This window comes from Janthinobacterium sp. (assembly GCF_009923995.1).
Lineage (GTDB): Bacteria > Pseudomonadota > Gammaproteobacteria > Burkholderiales > Burkholderiaceae_D > Janthinobacterium.
The window spans coordinates 21,448-43,315 of the sequence record NZ_RFSK01000007.1 but is presented as its reverse complement, the minus strand read 5'-3'; the positions used below and the strand labels follow the sequence as shown (position 1 = coordinate 43,315).

Here is a 21,868-nt window from a genome sequence, read left to right as displayed (position 1 = left end):
CGCCGGGGTTCTCCGACGGCCTGGCCGTCCCCTGACGCGAAAGGCAGCATATGGCTATCGTGCATCATGTCGCCCAGGTCGCAGCGACCCTCGCCGCCATCGTCCAGACCCGTCTGGCCCTGGCGGCCGTGGAAATGGAAGAAGAGTCGCTGCGCTTCCTGTCTTACCTGGCGCTGGCCATGCTGGCCCTGCTGTGCCTGTTCGTCGGCCTGGTGCTGATCGTGTTTCTCGTCATCGTGCTGTTCTGGGATACGCACCGCATCGCCGCCATCGCCGTCACGGCCGCCGTCTTCATCCTCGCCGCGCTGGCCACCCTGCTGGGCGTGCGCGCCAGTTTCCGCAGCAAGCCGAAACTGCTGTCTTTCACCATGAGCGAACTGAACAAGGACCTGGACGAGCTGCAGCACCTGGCGCGCCGGGGATCGGAGCAGCCATGACCACGCATCCCACCAAACTGTCCCACGTCCACACGGCCGCCAGCCTGGCGCAGCGGCGCGATGCCCTGCTGGCCGAATGCGCGCTGCAGCGCCTGGCACTGGGCGTGCAGACGCGGCAGCTGCTGGAGCCGCTGACGGGCGGCAACTTGCGCCACACCCTGGCCACGCGTTTCAAAATTCCCCTGATGCTGGGCGGCGCCGTGCTGGGCCTGGCGCTGGTGCGGCCGCGCCGCGTCCTGCCGCTGCTGCGGGCCGGCGCCTCGCTGCTCAAGCACGCCACGGCCGCCATACCCGTCGCCCTGGCGCTGGCGCAACGTTTCAGCAGGAAAGACGCACCGCCGTAAAATATTTTTGCCCGGCTGCATCCAAATGTGGCGCTCGCGGGTAGTACCGGTATCAGCCAGCCGGCTGAGCCAACTACCAGGAGTCCGCCATGTTCTCGTCCACCGCCCCACACCATACCGCCCCCTCGCTCGCCGTCCTGGGCGCCGCCCTGCTGCTGGCCGCCTGCGCGCCCATGGGCGCACGTTACTCACAAGAAACGCTCCCCGCCGCCGTGAAGGTGCCCGATGGCCACCAGGTGGCCATGCAGACCGTGGGCGTGGGCAAGATCGCCTACGAATGCAAGGCGAAAAAGGACATGACGGGCCATGAATGGGCCTTCGTGGGACCGGACGCGGCCTTGAACGACCGCAGCGGCATGCAGGTCGGCACCTATGTCGGCCCGCCCGCCACCTGGGCCAGCCTGGACGGCTCGAAAGTGACGGCGACGCAAGTGGCCGTGGCACCGGCCGGCGCGGGCAATATCCCCTATCAATTGGTCAAGGCCAACCCCGCCACGGGCAGCGGCGCCATGCAGGGCGTCAGCTACATCCAGCGCGTGGCCACCCGCGGCGGCGTGGCGCCAGCCAGCCCCTGCGGCATGGAGAGCATCGGCGCCAGACAGTGGGTGCCTTACCAGGCCGACTACATCTTCTGGAAAGCCGCATAAAACACCCATCAAAACCTGCTGCGCGTCGGGATAGGCGGCCTGCGTTGCTCACCGTACCTTCGTACGGTTGCGCTTCTCAGCCACCTCTCCCTTCCGCTCGCTATGGTTTTGTCAGGTGTTGTAAAACATGGAGGCAACGGTTGGCAAGCGGGTTTCTGGCCTATACTCCCTATTGAAAACTTGCTAACCGTTATCTCTGACGATTGCGCCAACCTTGCCAGCCCCAGCCGCTCCCTACGATTACGATGCCGCCCTGCGCGCCTGCGCCAGGGGCGAGCAGCAGGCATTGCATGGCCTGTACCAGCAGGAAAGCCGTTATCTGCTGGGCGTGGCCCTGCGCATCGTGCGCCAGCGGGCGCTGGCCGAAGACGTGCTGCACGACGCCTTCCTGAGCATCTGGCGCCGCGCCGGCAGTTTCGACGCCACGCGCGGCACGGGCAAGGGCTGGATCTATGTGGTGGTGCGGCACCAGGCGCTGAACGTGGCGCGCGCCCGCGCCCATGAAGTATCGGCCGACGAGGATAGCGTGGAAACCCTGCTGCACCAACGACAAGGCCATGACGCGGGCGACGCCTACGCCGTGCAAGCCGACATGGGCAGGCTGCACGACTGCCTCGGCCACCTCGACGAACCCAAGCGCAACTCCATCCTGTATGCCTATGTGGATGGCTGTTCCCACAGCGAAATCGCGCAGCGCCTGCAGGCGCCCCTGGGCACCGTGAAAGCGTGGGTCAAGCGGGGCCTGGCCGCCTTGCGGGAGTGCATGGGATGAACATCCTCGAAGACGACGAATTGCAAAGGCTGGCCAGCGAATACGTGCTGGGCACATTGGCGCTGGCCGAACGGGTCGAAGTGGAGCAGCGCCTGCCGCGCGACGCGGCCCTGCGCGATGCCGTCGATGCGTGGGAACGGCGCCTGCACCCGCTGACGGCCCTGGCGCCGCCGGAGGCGCCCTCCGCCCAGCTGTGGCCGCGCATCAGCGCCAGCCTGTTCACGCCGCAAGCCGTGACACAGGCGGGCGGCTGGCAGGCGTGGTGGAACAGCCTGGCATTCTGGCGCATACTGGCCGGCGGCGGCCTGCTGGCATCGGCCGCGCTGGCCGTGCTGGTGAGCGTGCAGCTGCAGGCGCCAGGCGGTCCCGGCTACCTGGTGGTGCTGGTGGCGCCGCAGGACAAGTCGCCGGGCTGGGTCGTGCAGGCGGGCAGCCGGGGCGGCAAGAGCCGCGATTTGAGTCTGATCCCGCTGGGACCGACCAGCGTGCCGCAGCAGAAAGCCCTGCAATTCTGGACCAAGGGCAAGGACTGGGGCGCGCCCGTCTCGCTGGGCCTGGTCAAGCCGGGCCAGAGCGTCAAGTTGCCCCTGGACAAACTGCCGCCGCTGCAACCGGATCAATTGTTCGAGATCACCCTGGAGCCGGAGACAGGCTCGCCCACGGGCCGGCCGACGGGGCCGATCCTCTACATCGGCCGCGCCGTGAAGGTGATGTAGGCGGGACCTACTTGCCCAGCTCATCCCCCAGCTCGCGCCCCCGCTGCGCGGCCGCCTTGATGCCCTTGACGATGGCCGCCTTCACGCCGCTCTCTTCCATGCTGGTCAGGGCCGCATAGGTCGTGCCGCCCTTCGACGTGACGCGTTCGCGCAGCAAGGACACGGCTTCGCTGGAGTTCGCCGCCAGCTGCGCCGCACCCGTGAAGGTGGCAATCGCCAGCTGCGTGCCCTGCTCCGGCGTCAGGCCCAGCTCGGCCGCCGCCTGCTGCATGGCTTCGATAAAGTAAAACACGTAGGCGGGACCGCTGCCGGAGACGGCCGTGACGGGGTCGATCTTCGCTTCATCGTCGAGCCACACCGTCTGGCCGACGGCGCGCAGGATGGCGTCCGCCGTTTTCTGTTGTTCCGCGCTGACGCCGCTGCTGGCCACCATGCCCGTGATGCCCATGCCGATCAGGGCCGGCGTGTTCGGCATGCAGCGCACGATGGCGCCATAACCGCCGAGCCAGCGCGACAGGTCCGCGGCGCGGATGCCGGCCGCGATCGACAGGATCAATGGCGCCCGCCCGCCGTCGAGGAAAGGCAGCAGCTGGGCCGCCACGTCGCGCATGCTTTGCGGCTTGACGGCCAGCACGATCACGTCCACGCCGCGCAGCGCGTCGCTGGCCGCTGCTGCCGTGGTGACGCCGAACTGCGCCTGCAGTTTTTCCAGCGCGGGCGCATGCGGGTCGATCACGTGGATGTTGCCGCCCAGGGTCAGCTTGCCTGCCAGGCCGGCGATCAGGGCCGCCGCCATGTTGCCGCCGCCCACGAAGGCGATGTTCAATTCTGTCGTCATGGTGATTCTTTCTATTAATCAGTTAGGAATAATGGCGGGAACCGAAGATGGCACTGCCCACGCGCACGATGGTGGCGCCTTCCAGCACGGCGGCGCGCAAGTCGGCCGACATGCCCATCGACAAGGTATCGAGCGCCAGGCCGTCCGCCTGCAATTGTTCGTACAGCGTACGCAATTGCGCAAACGCACGGCGCTGGAGGTTGACATCCGTTTCCGGTTCGGGGATGGCCATCAGGCCGCGCAGACGCAGCCGGGGCAGCTGCGCCACGGCGCGCGCCAGCGCGGGCAAGTCGGCCGGCGACACGCCGCTCTTGCTGGCCTCGCCGCTGATATTGACTTGCAGACAGATATTCAGGTCCGGCAAGCCGGCCGGGCGCTGTTCGGACAGGCGCACGGCGATCTTTTCCCGTTCCACCGTATGCACCCAGTCGAAATGTTCGGCGATGGGGCGCGTCTTGTTGCTCTGGATGGGGCCGATAAAATGCCAGGCGGGACCGCCTTGCGGCAGCGCAAGCTTGACGGCGGCCATCTTGTCGAGCGCTTCCTGCAGGTAATTTTCGCCAAACGCCGCCTGGCCCGCGCGCACGGCGTCCAGCACGGCATCCGCGCCAAAGGTTTTCGAGACGGCCAGCAGGGTCACGTCGGCAGGCGCGCGCTGCGCCTCCAGCGCCGCCTGCGCAATAGCGCCGCGCACGGCTTGCAAGTTCTGTTCGATTGTGGACATAATCATTTTCTAATGGATACGGGGCACGGCCGTTTCGGGCAGCCCGTCAATGCAGGCACAGGGATTATAAATGGACATCTCCGAACTACTCGCTTTCTCCGTCAGCAACAAGGCTTCCGACTTGCACCTGTCTTCCGGCCTGCCGCCGATGATACGGGTCAACGGCGACGTGCGCCGCCTGAACGTGGCGCCGCTCGAGCACAAGGAAGTGCACGGCATGATCTACGACATCATGAACGACAGCCAGCGCAAGGCCTATGAAGAAGCGCTGGAATGCGATTTCTCGTTCGAGATTCCCGGCCTGGCCCGCTTCCGCGTCAACGCCTACAACCAGGAACGGGGTGCCTCGGCCGTGCTGCGCACGATCCCGTCGAAAGTGCTGACCCTCGATGAATTGAACGCGCCGCGCATCTTCGGCGAGCTGGCCATGCGTCCGCGGGGCCTCGTGCTGGTGACGGGGCCGACGGGTTCCGGCAAGTCGACCACCCTGGCGGCCATGGTGAACCACGTCAACGAGCGCCTCAACCACCACATCCTGACCATCGAAGACCCCATCGAATTCGTGCATGAGCCGAAGAAATGCCTGATCAACCAGCGCGAGGTGGGTTCGCACACGCATTCCTTCAGCAATGCGCTGCGCTCGGCCCTGCGCGAAGACCCCGACGTCATCCTCGTGGGCGAATTGCGCGACCTGGAAACCATCCGCCTGGCGCTGACGGCGGCCGAGACGGGCCACCTCGTGTTCGGCACCCTGCACACCTCGTCGGCGGCAAAGTCGATCGACCGCATCATCGACGTCTTCCCCGCCGAGGAAAAGGAAATGGTGCGCGCCATGCTGTCCGAATCCCTGCAAGCCGTGATCTCGCAAAACTTGCTGAAAACCAAGGACGGCATGGGCCGCGTGGCCGCGCATGAAATCATGCTGGCCACGCCGGCCGTGCGCAACCTGATCCGCGAAGCGAAGGTGGCGCAGATGTATTCGGCCATCCAGACGGGCGCCAACGTGGGCATGCAGACCCTGGACCAGTGCCTCTCCGACCTCGTGCGGCGCGGCACGATCTCGGCGGAAACGGCCCGCTCGGCCGCCAAGTCGCCTGAAAACTTCCCCGGATAAGCCATGCAGACCACCCATGAATCCTACAGCGCCATGCACGCGCTGCTGGCGCAGATGCGCGAACGGGGCGGCTCCGACCTGTTCATCACGGCCGGCTTTGCGCCCGCCATCAAGCTCGACGGCAAGCTGACGCCGCTGGCGGGCGGTCCGCTCGCCGCGCAGCAGGCGGCCGGCTACGTGCGCGCCGTCATGAACGCGCGCCAGGCAGCCGAGTTCGAGTCCAGCCGCGAAGCCAATTTCGCCATCAGCCCGGACGGCCTGGGACGCTTCCGCGTCTCCGCCTTCGTGCAGATGGGCCAGGCGGGCATGGTCTTGCGCACGATCAATACCGCCATCCCCACCCTGGATGGGCTGGGCTTGCCCGCCATCCTGCAAGACGTGGTGATGAGCAAGCGCGGCCTCGTCATCATGGTGGGCGCCACGGGCTGCGGCAAGTCGACGACGCTGGCGGCCATGGTGGGCCACCGCAACGCGCACAGCCATGGCCACATCATCACCATCGAAGACCCCGTGGAATTCATCCATCCGCACGGCAACTGCATCGTCACCCAGCGCGAAGTGGGCGTCGACACGGACGACTGGGCCACGGCCCTGAAAAACACCCTGCGCCAGGCGCCGGACGTGATCCAGATCGGCGAAATCCGCGACCGCGAGACGATGGACCACGCCATCGCGTTTGCCGAGACGGGCCACCTGTGCCTGGCCACCCTGCACGCGAACAATGCCAACCAGGCGCTGGACCGCATCATCAACTTCTTCCCCGAAGAGCGGCGCCAGCAGCTGCTGATGGACCTGTCGCTGAACCTGAAGGGCATGATTTCGCAGCGCCTGATCCCCAGCAAGGAGGGCGGCGGGCGCAAGGCGGCGCTGGAAATCCTGCTCAATTCGCCCCTGATGAGCGACCTGATCTTCAAGGGCCAGGTGCACGAGATCAAGGAATTGATGAAAAAATCGCGCGAACTGGGCATGCAGACCTTCGACCAGGCCCTGTTCGACCTGCACGAGGCGGGCGCCATCAGCCATGAAGACGCGCTGCGCAATGCGGACTCCGTCAACGACCTGCGCCTGGCGATCAAGCTCAACGGCACAACGGCGCCGGCGGCGGTGCCGCAGGCAGGCGCCACCAAACTGGGACTCCTCTGACATGACCAGCATCCACGATTTCCAGGCTGAAGCCCTGGACGGCACGCCCGTCGACCTGGCCCGCTACAAGGGCAAGGTACTGCTCATCGTCAACACGGCCAGCGCCTGCGGCTTCACACCCCAGTACCAGGGCCTCGAAGCGCTGTACCGCGAATTCCACGACCAGGGCCTGGTCGTGCTGGGTTTTCCCTGCAATCAATTCCGCCAGCAGGAACCGGGATCGAATGCCGACATCGGCGCCTTTTGCGAAAAAAACTTTGGCGTCACCTTTCCCCTCTTCGCCAAGATCGACGTGAATGGCCCGCACGCCCACCCATTATTTGCGCAATTAAAACGGGCGGCGCCCGGCATTCTGGGCACGCAGGCGATCAAATGGAATTTCACCAAATTCCTGGTGCGCAAGGACGGCAGCGTGTTCCGCCGCTATGCGACGGCCAGCAAACCGGCTTCGCTGGCGGACGACATACGGCAATTACTACAGGAATAAGCAGAAAACATTTTGATTTATAACAAGATGCGTTGAAATCAAGCCATGCAGATTTATTTCATGCCTGATATCAATATTGTGTTTCCAATAGCAAATTTCGGTGATAATGTTTACATAATTATTCGCAGATATCGATCAAAAAACGATGCCAGTCTTTGGGAAAATATTATCTTCGTGGATGCGGATGGGCAGTTATTCCCGCCTCTTCATTCCTATTTTCCTCCTGATACTTGCCGTTTCCGCCGTCCGCTATCACGCCCTGCTCGATACGGAAACGGCGCTGGCCAATTCGCGCTACCAGAGCGATGCGCGCCAGCTCGACCTCTACCTGGCCAATACCGTGCTGCCGCTGGCCGTGCGCACGGGCGTGCAGCCCATGCGCGACAGCGTGGGACAGGCGCTGCGCAGCGCCCTGCCGCTGAACCGCAGCCTGGCCGCCATCCGCTGGGACAGCGCGTCGGAGCATATCGAAGTGCTGGCCGACCGGCAGCTGGCCGACCAGCTGGCATCGGGCGTGCCGGCGTGGTTTGCGCGCCTGTCCGGCATCACGGCCATCAGCAGCCGCCTGACGGTGGCGCTGCCCGGCGGCGGCGACGGCACACTCGACCTGCATTACGCGCCCGGCCTGCCCCTGACGCAGGTGTGGCACAGCGTGCGCCACCAGGCTGTGCTGAGCGCCATCAATATCGTCCTCATCTTTTTGCTGCTGGGCCTGATCCTCGCCTCGCACCGCAAGCTGCTGCTGCGGCTGGTGCAAGCGAGCGACCGCTTCCGTGGCGGCGACTTCGCCGTGCGCCTGGCGGCCGGCGCCACGCCCGAGGCGCAAGCCCTATCGCGCTCGTTCAACGGCATGGCCGGCGACATCGAGGAATTGCTGACGTCGCTGAAGACCAGCCAGCGCCAGCTGGGCGAACAGCTCAATGAAACCGTGCACATGCAGCAGGCCCTGCAAAAACTGTCGTGGCAAAATTACAACGACGTACTGACGGGCTTGCCGAACCGGGCCGCGCTGGCCGCCCGCTTCGAGCAGGAACTGTTTCTCGCGCGCGAACGCCAGCGCCTGCTGGCCGTGTGCCTGTTCGACCTCGACCACTTCCAGGCCATCAACGACCGCTACGGCGCCGAGGCGGGCGATGAAATCCTCAAGCAGGTGGCGGGCCGCCTGCACGGCTTTACGGGCCAGGTGCACTACGCGGCGCGCCTGGGCGGCGACGAATTCGTCATGCTGCTGTGCGGCCAGGCCAGCATCGCCAGCATCGAACAGAACGTCACCCAGCTGATGAGCGAACTGAGCCGTCCCTACCAGTGCGACCAGCAGGCGCTGCACATGACGGCCAGCGCCGGCATCGCCGTGTATGCGGGCAAGGACCTGAACACGGAAAGCCTGCTGCGCCACGCCGACCACGCCGTCTACCAGGCGAAATTGACGGGGCGCAACCAATACCACTTCTTCGACACCAATCTCGACGAGGAGGTGCGCACGCACCACAACCAGCGCACGGAAGTGCGCCAGGCGCTGATCAACGGCGAACTGCGGCTGTATTACCAGCCCAAGGTGAACATGCGCGCCGGCACGGTGGTGGGCATGGAAGCGTTGCTGCGCTGGCAGCACCCGCGCCGCGGCGTGCTGGCGCCGGCCCAGTTCCTGCCCCTGGTGGAGCAGACGGACCTGATCATCGACATCGGCGAATGGGTGCTGCGCCAGGCCCTGTGGCAGATGCAGCGCTGGAGCGCGGCCGGCAAGCACTGGGTCGTCAGCGTGAACATCGCGGCGCGCCACTTCCAGCAGCCCGATTTCGTGCCGCGCCTGAAAACCATCCTCGGCGAGTTCCCCGGCGTGCGCGCCAGCATGCTGGAACTGGAAATCCTCGAATCGTCGGCCCTGCACGACATCGAGCACGTGCGCCGCATCATCCGCGCCTGCCAGGCGCTGGGCATCACCTTCGCCCTCGACGATTTCGGCACGGGCTATTCCTCGATGTCGTACCTGAAACGCCTGCCCGCGAACATCGTCAAGATCGACCAGAGCTTCGTGCGCAACATGCTCAACGACCGCGACGACCTGCACCTGGTGCGCGCCGTCATCGGCCTGGCACGTTCCTTCAGCCTGACAGTGATCGCCGAAGGCGTGGAAAGCATCGAACACGGCGCCCGCCTGATCCAGCTGGGCTGCGACCTGGCGCAAGGCTACGGCATCGCCCGCCCCATGCCGGCCGACGCCGTGCTGGAATGGGCGGACCATTTCGTGCCGGCGCCGCAGTGGCGCATCGCACAATTCAGCGAAGTGCCTATTTGACGGGCGTCAAGGCCGCGTCGATCAGCTCGATCCAGTGCCGCACGGGCGTTTCCGTCCCCGACTGCAAATGCGTGAGGCAGCCGATATTCGCCGAGACGATCATGTCCGGCGCGCACGCTTCCAGGTGCGCCACCTTGTTGTCGCGCAGCTGACGCGACAGGTCCGGCTGCAGGATCGAATACGTGCCGGCCGAACCGCAGCACAAATGGCTGTCCGCGCACAGGCGCACGTCGACGCCGACGGCGCGCAGCACCTGCTCCACCTTGCCGCGGATCTGCTGGCCGTGCTGCAGGGTGCACGGCGGGTGATACGCCACCTTCTTGCCGATGCGCCCTTGCAGCAGCGTCACCAGTTCCGCCTCGAACGCCGGCATGATTTCGGACAGATCGCGCGTCAATGCCGCGATGCGCCGCGCTTTCTCCGCATACTGCACGTCGTGCGCCAGCAGGTGGCCGTATTCCTTGACGGTGGCGCCGCAGCCGGAGGCCGTCATGACGATGGCTTCGGCGCTGTCCACGCAGTCTACGTAAGGCCACCAGGCGTCGATATTGCGGCGCATGTCGTCCAGCGCCGCGTCCTGGTCGTTCAGGTGGTGGCGCAGCGCGCCGCAGCAGCCCGCCTTGGGCGCGACGATCAGCTGCACGCCCAGCGCATCGAGCACGCGCGCCGTGGCCGCGTTGATGTTGGGCGACATGGCCGGCTGCACGCAGCCGTCGAGCAGCAGCATGGTGCGCGCATGCCGGCGCGCGGGCCATGCACCGGCCTTGGCGCCGGGGCGCAATTTGTCCTGCAAGCCTTGCGACAGCAAGGGCCGCAGCGCCTGCCCCGCCTTGTACGCGGGTGTAAACAGCCAGCGGCGCGGCAAGGCTTCCTTCAGGACGAAGCGCAGGGCCCGTTCGCGCAAGGGGCGCTGCACGCGCTGCTCGACGACGCTGCGGCCGATGTCAACCAGGCGCCCGTACTGCACGCCCGAGGGACAGGTCGATTCGCAGTTGCGGCAGGTCAGGCAGCGGTCCAGATGCGTCTGCGTCCTGGCCGTGACAGGCGCGCCTTCCAGTACCTGCTTGATCAGGTAGATGCGGCCACGGGGGCCATCGAGTTCATCGCCCAGCAGCTGGTAGGTGGGACAGGTGGCCGTGCAGAAGCCGCAATGCACGCAGGCGCGCAGGATGGCTTCCGCTTCGTCGCCTGCCGGCGTGTTCTTGATAAAATCGGCGAGATTGGTTTGCATGCGCTCAAGTCATTCTGTGCGGGTTGAAGATGCCGGCCGGGTCGAAAGCCTGCCGCAGGCGCTGGTGGATGGTGGCGACGGCGGGCGCCAGCGGGTGGAACACGCCCACGGCCTTGTCGCCGCCGCGGAACAGGGTGGCGTGGCCGCCGGCGGCCGCCACGGCCTGGCGGATGCGCGCGCTGCCTGCCGCGTCGGCGTCGCCATCGAGCTTGAGCCAGCGCTGCGCCCCGCCCCACTCGATCAGCTGGCGCCCCTTGAGTATCATGGCGCTGGCATGCGGCGGCAGCGACAGCCGCCACAGGCTGCCCGCGCCCGCAAAGAAAGCGTGCGTCTGCTCGCGCAGGGATTGCCAGAAGGCGGCCGCGTCGTCGGGCGCCAGCACGGCGCCGCCCAGCGACTGCAAGGCGGCCGACACGGCTGCCTCGGCGCCGGACAGGCGCACGCTCAGGACGCCGTCGTGCCAGCAACTGGCGGAAATGGGCAGCGGCTTGCCCGCCCATTCATTGAGCAGGCGCAAGGCGGCGATTTCCGCGCAGTCCAGGCGCAAGGTCGCTTCGCGCAGCGGCAAAGGCAGCACCTTCAGCGACACTTCCAGGATCAGGCCCAGCGTCCCCAGGGAGCCGGCCAGCAGGCGCGACACGTCATAGCCAGCCACGTTCTTCATGACTTGCCCGCCAAAGGCCAGCCGTTCGCCGTGGCCGTCCATCAGCACGGCGCCCAGCACGAAGTCACGCACGGCGCCCGCGCTGGCGCGGCGCGGCCCGGACAGGGCGCAGGCGACGACGCCGCCCACGGTGGCGCCAGGACCGAAATGGGGCGGCTCGAAGGCCAGCATCTGGTTGCGCGCGGCCAGCGCCGCCTCGATCTCGGCCAGCGGCGTGCCGCAGCGGGCCGTGATCACCAGTTCCGTCGGTTCATAGTCGATGATGCCCGCGTACGCGCGCGTATCGAGCACCTCGCCTGCCAGCTGCTGGCCATACCAGTCTTTCGTGCCGCCGCCGCGCAGGCGCAAAGGCTTGCCCGCCGCGCTGGCGGCCCGGATCTGCTGCCTGAATTGTTCCGCTATCGCTTGCAAAAGGGTCTCCGGAAAATTAAAAACGGGGCAGGTTGGCGAACGGCAGGCGCCCCGCCGTCACGTGCATCTTGCCGAATTCGGCGCAGCGGTTCAAGGTGGGGATCGCCTTGTCCGGGTTCAGCAAGGCATGGGGATCGAAGGCGCGCTTGACGGCAAAGAAGGCATCGAGTTCGGCGCGCGTAAATTGCACGCACATGGAGTTGATCTTTTCCATGCCCACGCCATGTTCGCCCGTGATTGTGCCGCCGACGGCCACGCACAGGGCCAGGATGTCGGCGCCGAACGCCTCGGCGCGCTCGAACTCGCCGGGCATGTTGGCGTCGAACAGGATCAGCGGGTGCAAATTGCCGTCGCCCGCGTGGAACACGTTGGCGCAGCGCAGGCCATGCGTCGTTTCCATGGCGGCGATGCCCGTCAGGACTTCGGCCAGGCGCTTGCGCGGGATGGTGCCGTCCATGCAGTAATAGTCGGGCGAAATGCGGCCCGCGGCGGGAAACGCGTTCTTGCGGCCGGACCAGAATTTCATGCGCTCCGCTTCCGACTGCGAGACGGCGATGGCGATGGCGCCCGCCCCTTCCAGCACGGCCGTCATGCGGGCGATTTCTTCCTCCACCTCCTCGTGCGTGCCGTCGGCCTCGCACAGCAGGATGGCCGCCGCGTCCGTGTCGTAGCCCGCCTTGACGAACGGTTCGACCATGCGCGAGGACGTCTGGTCCATCATTTCCAGCCCGGCCGGGATGATGCCGGCGGCAATCACGTTGGCCACCGCGTTGCCGCCCGTGACGACGTCGCCGAACGAGGCCATGATGACACGCGCCGTGGCCGGTTTCGGCACCAGTTTCACCGTCACTTCCGTGACGATGCCCAGCATGCCTTCGGAACCGATGAAGACGGCCAGCAGGTCGAGGCCGGGCGAGTCCAGGCATTCGCCGCCCAGTTCGAGCACGTCACCATCGATGGTAACGACGCGCACGCGCAGCACATTGTGCACGGTCAAGCCGTATTTGAGGCAATGCACGCCGCCCGAGTTTTCCGCCACGTTGCCGCCGATGCTGCAGGCGATCTGCGAGGACGGGTCGGGCGCGTAATACAGGGCGTGCGGCGCCGCCGCCTCCGAAATGGCCAGGTTGCGCACGCCCGGCTGCACCACGGCCGTGCGCGCGTAGGCATCGAGGCGCACGATGCGGTTCAGGCGCGCCGTCGACAGCACCACGCCGTCGGCGATGGGCAAGGCGCCGCCCGACAAGCCCGTGCCGGCGCCGCGCGGCACGATCGGCACCTGCATTTCACGGCAGACGCGGAGGATGGCGATCACCTGTTCTTCCGTGTCCGGCAGGGTCACCACCATCGGCAGCTGGCGGTAGGCGGCCAGGCCGTCGCATTCATACGGGCGCGTATCTTCCGCGTCGGACAGCACGCAGCGGGCCGGCAGCACGGCCAGCAGGGCCGCGACGACGGCTTGCTGGCGCGCGGCGGTCAATCCGGGTTCGGGGGCGGCATTGAGCATAAGATGGGGACAGAAGTGCTTGGTCGTGCAACGATTGTAAGCACAAAAGTGGCGCGCACCGCATTTTTTGTCCGATTTGCAGGCAAATCCGCTGCCAGGGCGCGCGCGGTGTCGTATGCTGCCCCCATTCTTCTTTCACAGGACCAGCATCATGGGCAACCGACTTTCGAAAATCGCCACGCGCACGGGCGACAATGGCAGCACCGGCCTGGGCGACGGCAGCCGCACCAGCAAGGACAGCGTGCGCATCCACGCCATGGGCGACGTCGACGAACTCAATTCCAACCTGGGATTGCTGCTGTGCGAAGCCATGCCCGACGCCTTGCGCGGCGAGCTGGTGGCCATCCAGCACGATTTGTTCGACCTGGGCGGCGAGATCTGCATCCCCGGCTACCAGCTGATCAACGAAGAGCACGTGCTGCGCCTCGACGAACTATTGACGAAATACAATGCTGACTTGCCGGCCCTCTCCGAATTCATCCTGCCGGCCGGCTCGCGCGCCGCCTCGCTGGCCCATGTGTGCCGCACCGTCTGCCGCCGTGCCGAGCGCAGCATCGTCGCGCTGGCCAATGCAGAGCCCATCCATGAACATCCGCGCCAGTACGTGAACCGGCTGTCGGACCTGCTGTTCGTCCTGTCGCGCGTGCTGAACCGCTTTGCCGGCGGCAGCGACGTGCTGTGGCGGCATGACCGCACGCGGGGATGATGGCAGCCGCTGCGCGGCCCACCGCACAGGGCGGGAAGGGCCGCGCTGGCTGAGATGCGCTTACTTTGCGCTCATGCACTCATTGACGCAAATGTCAAAATTTCTGTGGCAGACCTCCGTCAAGCCGCCACCGGTGTCGAGGCATTCGGTCATACCGGAACTGCACAGCCGCTTGCACTCCAGCCGTCCTGCGGCCGCGGCGGCCGAAGCCGGGCCGAGGGCAAAGACAAACAAGGCAAATTTCTTATTCACGGTCGCCCTGTTCCGTTAAATATTGCTTTGTTCGCAGGATTTATTGCAAATGCTCATGATCCTCGTGCACACAGCGGACGACTGGGGCCGGTTTTCCACGCATTGGTCATATTCCACGCTGCACTGCGCATAGCATTCCGGCTCGCCGCCGCCAGCGATCGCATACGAGGCACTGACGCCCATGACAAACAAAAAGAAACCCAGCTTTTTAAACATAAGCACTCCCGTTGAGTTGACAGACGATGCACAACATCCATGGCGCGCCGTCTCTTACGCGCCATCCACAAGCTAAAGCATCCGCGCTTCAGTTACGCGGCGGGCGCAAACATTCCTTCTGGCAAGCCTGGTAATTTTCCATGCAGGCCCGCTGCCCGCATTCCACGCAATCGCGCAGCTTGCGCCCCCAGACGAAGGTGCGGTCGGGGCCACCCGCATGGACACGGAAGGACAGCGCCGTGCCGGCGCCGAACAGGAATGCGGCAAGGCTTTTTGATCCTGGTCAGCCTTTCCACTTACGAAGTGGAAACGTCAGATTTTCTTCAGCGCCGCTTCCAGCGCGCCCGTATTGAAACCCTGGATCTTGCGATTGCCGATCAGCACCACCGGCACGCCGCCGCCACCCAGTTCCGCATGGGCTTTTTTCGCTTCCGGCGATTTTTCGATATCCAGATCGACGAATTCGATCTTGTTTTCCTTGAAATAGGCGCGCGTCTTGGCGCAATAACTGCACCAGTCCGTGCCATACAGCACGACTTTCGCCTGGGCATTCGGGTAATACGCCGCGTAATTGCCTTCCGTGTAATTCGATTTGAATAAACCAGGCAACATGGACAGGCCATAACCGCTGCCCAGGCCGGCGGCCAGGATCACGCCATACATGGCGATGGTTTTAAGTTTTTTCTGCATCATAAGTATTATCAGAGGCGTCGATGAACGAAGGCGGCCCGCGCAATATGCGCTTGCAGCGCCGCCTCGCAATGCAAAAAACGGAAATCAGTTGTCGGCCAGGCAGGCTCTCAGGCAACCTTTATAGCTGCTGGTGCAGAATGGGTGACGGTCGCCATACATCATCTGGCATTCCCGCAGTTCTTCCTCACAGCTATAGCAGCTGGTATCGGAAGCGATGGCATAGGAAGCACTCAATCCCAGGGTAAAAATAAATGCTGCAATCTTTTTCATTTACTACTCTCCATGTTGGCGATTATCCGAGGCAATCGCGTTAGACCAGTCGTAAAAAATTCATAGCAATTTCGTTATTTGCTTGCTACAAAATCGAATATAGAGCGCGATTATTTTAGAGTCAACGTTTCCTTCTTATATATTTCCATTTTGGAAAATATATATGGAAAGCCCGTGGAATGTGGAATTTGGTGAGATTGACAGGCGCCAAACGTCTATACAATATGGCGCCGCATGCAGGAAAAAGGCCGGTTGCGGGCGCAACCGGCCAAGCGGCTACAGAACTTCCAGGAAACTCTTCAGCGCGATGATTTCCTCGGACGTCAGCTGCAATCGCTGCAGCAGGGGCGACGTGACGGGAAACTTCGGATCGGCCGCCTGCTGCGCGTTCTGCGGCACGGGGCGCGACATGCCCGCGTTGTACATGTTCAGCAAGCCCACCATCTGCGGGAACAGGCCGTTGTGCATCCACGGCCCCGACTGCGCCACGCCGCGCAGGCCCGGCGTGCGGAACTTGCCCACGTCCTCGTCCTTGCCCGTCACCAGGTAGCGCCCCAGGTCTTCGTATTTCTTGCGCCCGTAATACGTCAGCCCCAGGTTGTGGAACTGCTGGTCCGTCAGCAGGGCGCCGCTGTGGCAGGTCATGCAGCGCGCCTTGGTGCGGAACAGGTGCAGGCCCAGCAGCTCACGGTCGTTCAGGGCCGTGCGCTGGCCTTCCAGGAAGGTGTCGAAGCGCGTGACGGGCGGCAGCAGGGTGCGCTGGTAGTCGGCCAGCGCCGTCAGGATGCGCGGCAGGGTGACGCCCGCGCCCGGGCCGAAGGCGGCGTCGAACTGCGCCGGGTAGTCATCGAGGCCCGCCAGCTTGGCCGCCAGGGCCGGCACGTCCATGGCCATCTCGTCCGGATGCTGCAAGGGTCCCATGGCCTGCTCTTCCAGCGTGGCCGCGCGGCCATCCCAGAACAGCGGCTTGATCTGGCCCACGCCCAGCAGGCCCGGCGCGTTGCGCTGGCCCAGCCGTCCTGCGTGGCCGGTGGAAGTGCGCTTGCTGTCGGCAAAGCTGTGGGCGGGACTGTGGCAGCTGATGCAGGCCACCGCATTCGAGCGCGACAAGCGGGGATCGTTGAACAGGCGCTGGCCCAGCGCCGCCACCTGCGGTGCCACGGACGGCAGCGGCATCGCCGACACGGGCGCCATTTCCTGCGGCGTGACGCCCTCGGCCACCTGCGGGCGGGGCCAGCTGGCCAGGGGCGCCGCATACGTCTGGCGCAGGCAGGCCATGTCCCAGCCCTTGTCCGCCGCGCAGGCAAGGCTGGCGGGAACGGCATCGCTGGCGCGGCCATCCATGCTCATCATCAGGCCCGCGCCGCCCGCCAGCAGGGCGGCCACGGCGAAGGTGGTGTTTTTCAGGTGGGATGCGATATTCATGCGCCTGCCGATACGTTCATTAGAAGCGGTAGCCGAGTTCCAGCGTGAACTGGCGGCCTTTTTCGTACACCGTCTCGCTGGCCTGGAACAGCGGATTGCTGCGGTTGGTGACATTTTCGATGCCCAGGTTCACAAACCCTTCGCCCGGCCCCGTCTTCGGCAGCGCGTACTGCACGCGCATGTCCCAGGTGAAGGACTTGCCTACCGACACATCCTCATAGACATTCGCCACGCCGCCCTCGAACGGCCGCGCATCGCCCGTGAACACCATGCCCGTTTCCGGTCCCCGCATGCGGAAGAAGTTATCCAGCTTCAGGCGGTACGCGGGCACGTCGGTCGACAGCAGCAGGCGCGCCGTCCAGGGACGGTTGTAGTTATTCGCCGGGCGGTCGATCCAGCGCACGAACTTGCCCTGGTAATAGATGTACTCGTCCAGGTCGCCCGCCAGATTGCTCAGGGTGTCATCGTAGCTGGCGTGCGACGAACTGGTGCGCGTGTGGTCATAGCCGAACTGCACCTGCGTGCTGCTGCCGCCCCAGCGCAGCGGACGGGCCGTTTCGGCTGCCAGCGTCCACACCTTGCTGTCCGTGCGGCCGATATTATCCCAATAGTAATTGGCTGCCGATGCCAGGTGCTGCACCATTTCGTCGCGGCCCGCGCGCAGCACGCGCTTGGCGCTCCACTTCACGCCGCCCCATTGATGGCTGATGCCCAGCATTTTTTCATCCGTGTACGGGGTCTTCATGTCGCCCAGCTGGTACCAGGCCCAGTTGGCGGCCATCTCGGGCGCCGCCCAGTCCTTCAGCAGCCCGCCCGACAGGGTGCGCGTCTGCGCCTTCGTCTGCAGCGCCAGGCGTTTCGACTGCGCGTAGAAGTCGAAGAAATTGCGGCCATAGTAGCGGTTGGCGCCCACCTCGACCTGCGTCGTGCCCTTGCCGGCCACGTCCCAGAAGGCGGACAGGCGCGGCGCGATGCTCGACTTCGGCGCCAGGTCGTCTGCATCGTAGCGCACGCCCAGGCGCACGCGCACGTCGCCCGCCCGCATATCGTCCTGCAGGAAGGCGCCGCGCGTCTTGTTGCTCAGCTCGTAGCTGCCCGCGTAATAAATGATGCGCGACGCCAGGTACTGGCCGCGCACGTTCGCGGCCGCATTCCATGGCGTTGCCAGCGAGCAGAACTGGGTGTCCACCCCGCCGCCCAGCATATTGCAGGTGTTGGTATTGACCGACCCCGTGTACTGCTCGTACTGGGTGTTGCGGCGGTAGCTGGACGTCTGCGTGCCCAGCTCCAGGCCTGCCTGGACGGTATGCGTCGCCCCCAGCCAGGCGACCGGTTCCCACTTCAGCTTGCCTTGATAGTCGACGTTTTTCTGTTCCTGGTCCACGTCGCCCCAGCCGCCTTCGCTGCTGTTCCAGCCGGAGGCGCCGGTGCCCGTCTTGACGCCCCAGTTCTTGTCGCTCGAATAGCGCCACAGTTTCCAGTTACTCTCGTCCGCGCTGCGCGAGCTGGCCATTTTCTTCCAGCTCAGGCGGTGTTCCACCGTCGCATTGCCCAGCAGCGCCAGCGGATGGCTCAGGCCCAGGTTGTAGGCGTCGCCGCCGCTCTTCAGATGGAAGTTGCTGTCCCTGGCGCTGGCGATGAAATATTCGCCATCGGACGGTGCATGCATGACGGAAAAGTCGGCCAGCACGCCGGGGCTGATGGTCCAGAAAGCGCGCACGAAGACGTTATCGTTGCCCCGTCGTTGCACCTTGCGGTTGGCATCGCCTTCACTGATCAAACCGTTGGCATAGCCTTTCAGGGGAATTTCCGACGTCTTGCGGATGAAGCTGCCGATCAGGCTGAAATTCTCCGTCACCTTGCCCTGCAGCGCGGCGCGGTAGGTCCACTTTTCAAACTCGGGCTGCAAGGCGGCCGACGCCGACTGGGCGGCGCTGTCCTTCTGGCTGTCGCTGAGCTTGTATTGCATCCACGACGAGCGCGTGCTTTCGACGGACACCTGGCCGGCCAGCTTGCGCGTGGGCGCGCAGGTATTGGCCTTGACCACGCCGCCCATGAAGCGGCCATATTCGGCGCCGATGTTTGCATCGAGCACCGTCACGTCGCACAGCAGGCTGGTGTCGACGGCAAAGCCCTGGCTGGCCGACGGCGGCGTGGCGTTGACGTTGGTACCGCTGCTGGCGGGGCCGATATCGTTGTTGAACGACATGCCGTCCATCTGGTACAGATTGTCGTAGAACTTGGCGCCGTTGATGCTGATGTCGGCCGGCGCCAGCTCGCCCTGGGTGGCGGAGGCTTGCTGCTTGTTATCAAATTGCACGCTGGGATTGATGCGCAACAAACTGGTGATATTGCCGTCGATGCCATTCATCGCTTCGATCTGGCGCTTGTCCAGGCGCTGCTCGCCCACGGACTCGCGCTCGGCCTGCAGGCGCACTTCGGGCAGCACCTGCGGCGCGGGTTCTTCGGAGTCGGCTTCGGCGGCGCAGGCAAACGGGGTGGCGGCGCTGGCGCCAAAGGCCAGGCTGATGGCCAGCACGGACTGGCGCAGGGTAAGAATGGAAGACATGGACACCTTGCAACTGCGGATGGGAAAGGGGCAGTCTCATGATGCCGTCCTTCACCCATGCTGCCAGTGTCGCCTTCTCATGCTGCCAATTGCAAATGATAACGATTACCATTTGCAGTTACAATGCTTGAAAATCAAGACGGCGCTGTTTTTTTGACGTGCGTAAAAATTTCGCGGCAGCCTGTTGCTTCGGCACCACGGCCTGGCGCTCAGGACGGCGCCGGCGTGCCCGCTGGCTGCGGCTGCGCATGCAGATGGTCGCGCAGCAAGCCGCGCAGCAGCTGCACCTGCGCCACGGCATCGGCTTGCAGGGGCGTCAGGCCGTCGCTGGCGCACGGGCCGGGCGCGGGGACGCCGGAGCCGCCGCGCAGCAGCGCATCGATCTCCGCGCTGACGGCGGCGATCCACTGCTGCAGCTCGGGCGTGGCCGGCTCGGCCTGGGGGCTGAGGCTGATACGCGCCGTGCTGCCCGCCACGCGGCGCAGCAGCGGCAAGGTGCGCAGCGCCGCCAGGCCCACGCCGCTGCTGCGGTCCAGGCGCCGCTCGATGCGCAGGCGCTGCAGGACTTGCTCCGCGTTGTTGCTGGCCAGCCCCGCCTCGCGGCGCAGGCCGGCGATGGCGCTGTCCCACCGCCCCCCTGCCGCCAGCACGGCCAGCAGGTATTTCAGGTTGGCCGAGACGGCCTTCGCCAGGCGCTGGTCCAGGTCATCCGCTTCGCGGTCGGGCCACAGGAAGAAGGTGGCCAGCAGGGCCAGCAGGCAGCCCAGCACATTGTTGCCCAGCCGGCTCATGGCATACACCATTTCGCTGGCCGGCGCCGCATAGTCGGCCACCAGCACGAAGGCGGGCGTCATGAACAGCACATGCAGGCTGTAGCTGACGCGGCGCAAGGCCATGGTGGCGACGATCAGGGGAAACACCACCAGCGAGATGCCCAGGGGCGTGTGGATGACGAGGCCGATCAGCACGGCCAGCACGGCGCCCAGCACGCTGCCCGCCACCCGTTCGATGCCGCGCGGCCAGGTGGTCGACACGGACGGCTGCAAGATCAGCAAGGTGGCCATGGTGGCCCAGTAGCCGAACGGAATGTGCAGCGCCTCGACCAGCAGGAAGCCGGCCGTCGTTGCCAGCGACACGCGCGCCGCGTGGCGCCAGCTCAGCGACTGCGGCGTGGCGTTGACTTTCAAGGTCTGCCACGCCTGGCCCAGCGCCAGGAAGGCCGCCTCGCGCCACGGCAGCTGCGTCGCGCGCGGCATGCCCAGTTCCATGAATTCCACGTTCAGGCGCAGCGGCAGCAAGGCGCCCAGCGCCGCTTCCAGGCGGCGGCCGCAGGCGGCCAGGCGGCGCTGCAAGGCCAGAGGCGGCGTTTCCGGCTGACGCTGCACGGCCTGACCCAGGCGGCGCAGCAGCACGGCCATCACTTCCAGGCTGCGCCGCGCGCGCGGGTCCTGGCGCAGGCGCTGCTGCTCGCGCTCGCAGGTATGCGTGACGGCGATCAAATAGGCGAAGATGCGCTCGGCGTCGCTGAGCGCCAGCAGCAGGTTGTCGTACAGGGCGCTGCGGCCCGCGCGCGCGGGCGGCACGGCGGCCAGCGCCACGCGGGCCGCCTCCAGCGCGGCGCGCGCCTGCGAGCGGTAGCTGGCGCCATGCGCGCCGCCGGCCGGCTGGGCCGGGTCGTCCCGCAGGAAGCGCGCATTGTCGCGCGCGATGCCGGCCAGGCGCGAATACGCGGCGCGGACGGCACGCCGGCTGGGGCCGAACGGGTGGATGCGCCACACGGTAAAACTGAGCACGGTGGCAAACAGGCAGCCGAACATGTACAGGCCCAGGAAAGGCGCACTCTGCGTCATCGACTCCAGCGGATGCGTGACCATGACGACGCAGGCCGTGGCCGCGAGGATGGCCACCTGCGCCGTGGCCGCGCCCCAGATGCGCGCCAGCGCGCCGGCCCAGGAAAACAGCAGCACGGCGAGGGCCGCCGTCGCCAGGCCATGGCCGGCCGCCAGCGCGGCCAGGCCGCCGGCCACGGTGGACAGCAGGCCGAAGCCCACCATCGAAACGAAGCGCATGCGCCGCGTGCCGGCCGCGTCGGCCAGGCAAGTCCAGAAGGCGCCGATGGCGGCCCAGGAAAAATCGGGGTGGTCGAACAGCAGGCCCAGCAGCAGCATGGCGCTGGACGCGCAGGCCGCCCGCAAGCCTTCGGACAGATTCGTTTCGTCGATGGCCAGGCTGACCATCCACAGGGGACGGCGCTGCGCCAGGGTATCCGTGTAGGCGTGCAAGCCCGTCAGCCAGCGGCTGGCCAGTGCGCGCACCCGGCGGTGAAGTTTCCTGAAATACAAGATCGACTTTGAAGAGGTATCAAAGCGTCATCGTAGCATTCCCGGGCGAAAAATGTTGCAGTGC

At 65.6% G+C, this 21,868-nt stretch carries 20 protein-coding genes; 10 read left to right on the top strand and 10 right to left on the bottom strand.

Annotation, left to right across the window (positions count from 1 at the left end; genetic code table 11):
- The first annotated feature begins 50 nt into the window (after window positions 1-50).
- From EBS11_RS05415 to EBS11_RS05395, 5 genes are all read left to right on the top strand, one after another.
- A complete protein-coding gene (locus EBS11_RS05415) occupies window positions 51-437 on the top strand; it encodes a phage holin family protein (RefSeq protein ID WP_290601114.1) in 387 nt (128 codons plus the stop codon).
- The gene (locus tag EBS11_RS05410) at window positions 434-781 is read left to right on the top strand and encodes a hypothetical protein (RefSeq protein ID WP_290601113.1); all 348 of its coding nucleotides are present in this window, start codon (window positions 434-436) and stop codon (window positions 779-781) included. The genes EBS11_RS05415 and EBS11_RS05410 overlap by 4 nt, the downstream gene beginning before the upstream one ends.
- 89 nt (window positions 782-870) lie before the next feature.
- A complete protein-coding gene (locus EBS11_RS05405) occupies window positions 871-1,428 on the top strand; it encodes a DUF3455 domain-containing protein (RefSeq protein ID WP_290601111.1) in 558 nt (185 codons plus the stop codon).
- Between the two features lie 214 nt (window positions 1,429-1,642).
- Complete coding sequence (locus EBS11_RS05400; RefSeq protein ID WP_290601109.1) at window positions 1,643-2,200, top strand: sigma-70 family RNA polymerase sigma factor; 558 nt, start codon at window positions 1,643-1,645, stop codon at window positions 2,198-2,200.
- Window positions 2,197-2,916 (top strand): anti-sigma factor, encoded by a 720-nt coding sequence (locus EBS11_RS05395; protein ID WP_290601108.1) that lies wholly within the window; start codon window positions 2,197-2,199, stop codon window positions 2,914-2,916. The genes EBS11_RS05400 and EBS11_RS05395 overlap by 4 nt, the downstream gene beginning before the upstream one ends.
- Before the next feature lie 7 nt (window positions 2,917-2,923).
- On the opposite strand, the gene proC is transcribed toward EBS11_RS05395, so the two are convergent.
- Both proC and EBS11_RS05385 read right to left on the bottom strand, forming a co-directional pair.
- Entirely contained in the window at window positions 2,924-3,754 is an 831-nt protein-coding gene (proC, locus tag EBS11_RS05390; protein ID WP_290601107.1) for a pyrroline-5-carboxylate reductase, read from the bottom strand.
- A 22-nt stretch (window positions 3,755-3,776) separates the two neighbouring features.
- Entirely contained in the window at window positions 3,777-4,478 is a 702-nt protein-coding gene (locus EBS11_RS05385; protein WP_290601105.1) for a YggS family pyridoxal phosphate-dependent enzyme, read from the bottom strand.
- Window positions 4,479-4,548: 70 nt separating this feature from the next.
- On the opposite strand from EBS11_RS05385, the gene EBS11_RS05380 reads away from it, so the two are divergent.
- The 4 genes from EBS11_RS05380 (at window position 4,549) to EBS11_RS05365 (ending at window position 9,518) form a co-directional block, all read left to right on the top strand.
- Complete coding sequence (locus EBS11_RS05380; protein WP_290601103.1) at window positions 4,549-5,592, top strand: type IV pilus twitching motility protein PilT; 1,044 nt, start codon at window positions 4,549-4,551, stop codon at window positions 5,590-5,592.
- Window positions 5,593-5,595: 3 nt separating this feature from the next.
- Window positions 5,596-6,735, top strand: coding sequence for a PilT/PilU family type 4a pilus ATPase (locus EBS11_RS05375; protein WP_290601101.1), 1,140 nt, complete (start codon window positions 5,596-5,598; stop codon window positions 6,733-6,735).
- Between the two features lies 1 nt (window position 6,736).
- On the top strand, window positions 6,737-7,222 hold the full coding sequence (locus EBS11_RS05370; RefSeq protein WP_290601100.1) for a glutathione peroxidase: 486 nt from the start codon (window positions 6,737-6,739) through the stop codon (window positions 7,220-7,222).
- A 184-nt stretch (window positions 7,223-7,406) separates the two neighbouring features.
- A complete protein-coding gene (locus EBS11_RS05365) occupies window positions 7,407-9,518 on the top strand; it encodes an EAL domain-containing protein (protein ID WP_290601098.1) in 2,112 nt (703 codons plus the stop codon).
- Here the strand turns inward: EBS11_RS05365 and glcF are convergent.
- From glcF to EBS11_RS05350, 3 genes are read right to left on the bottom strand one after another with little or no spacing between them, the layout of a single operon-like run.
- Complete coding sequence (gene glcF, locus EBS11_RS05360) at window positions 9,511-10,749, bottom strand: glycolate oxidase subunit GlcF (protein ID WP_290601096.1); 1,239 nt, start codon at window positions 10,747-10,749, stop codon at window positions 9,511-9,513. The two genes, EBS11_RS05365 and glcF, sit on opposite strands and share 8 nt — an antisense overlap.
- Before the next feature lie 4 nt (window positions 10,750-10,753).
- A complete protein-coding gene (gene glcE / locus EBS11_RS05355; protein WP_290601094.1) occupies window positions 10,754-11,824 on the bottom strand; it encodes a glycolate oxidase subunit GlcE in 1,071 nt (356 codons plus the stop codon).
- Window positions 11,825-11,840: 16 nt separating this feature from the next.
- Complete coding sequence (locus EBS11_RS05350; protein WP_290601092.1) at window positions 11,841-13,331, bottom strand: FAD-linked oxidase C-terminal domain-containing protein; 1,491 nt, start codon at window positions 13,329-13,331, stop codon at window positions 11,841-11,843.
- Window positions 13,332-13,482: 151 nt separating this feature from the next.
- Here EBS11_RS05350 and EBS11_RS05345 point away from each other — a divergent pair, with 151 nt between their 5' ends.
- Entirely contained in the window at window positions 13,483-14,037 is a 555-nt protein-coding gene (locus tag EBS11_RS05345; RefSeq protein ID WP_290601090.1) for a cob(I)yrinic acid a,c-diamide adenosyltransferase, read from the top strand.
- 780 nt (window positions 14,038-14,817) lie between these two features.
- Here EBS11_RS05345 and EBS11_RS05340 read toward each other — a convergent pair.
- The 5 genes from EBS11_RS05340 to EBS11_RS05320 form a co-directional block, all read right to left on the bottom strand.
- A complete protein-coding gene (locus EBS11_RS05340) occupies window positions 14,818-15,198 on the bottom strand; it encodes a glutaredoxin family protein (RefSeq protein WP_290601088.1) in 381 nt (126 codons plus the stop codon).
- Between the two features lie 84 nt (window positions 15,199-15,282).
- On the bottom strand, window positions 15,283-15,468 hold the full coding sequence (locus tag EBS11_RS05335) for a hypothetical protein (RefSeq protein WP_290601087.1): 186 nt from the start codon (window positions 15,466-15,468) through the stop codon (window positions 15,283-15,285).
- Window positions 15,469-15,744: 276 nt separating this feature from the next.
- Entirely contained in the window at window positions 15,745-16,893 is a 1,149-nt protein-coding gene (locus EBS11_RS05330) for a cytochrome c peroxidase (RefSeq protein WP_290601085.1), read from the bottom strand.
- Between the two features lie 19 nt (window positions 16,894-16,912).
- On the bottom strand, window positions 16,913-19,462 hold the full coding sequence (locus EBS11_RS05325) for a TonB-dependent receptor plug domain-containing protein (protein ID WP_290601083.1): 2,550 nt from the start codon (window positions 19,460-19,462) through the stop codon (window positions 16,913-16,915).
- Window positions 19,463-19,671: 209 nt separating this feature from the next.
- Window positions 19,672-21,777 carry an FUSC family protein gene (locus EBS11_RS05320; RefSeq protein WP_290601082.1) on the bottom strand — a complete coding sequence of 702 codons (2,106 nt, stop codon included), beginning with the start codon at window positions 21,775-21,777 and terminating at the stop codon, window positions 19,672-19,674.
- Window positions 21,778-21,868 lie beyond the last annotated feature (91 nt).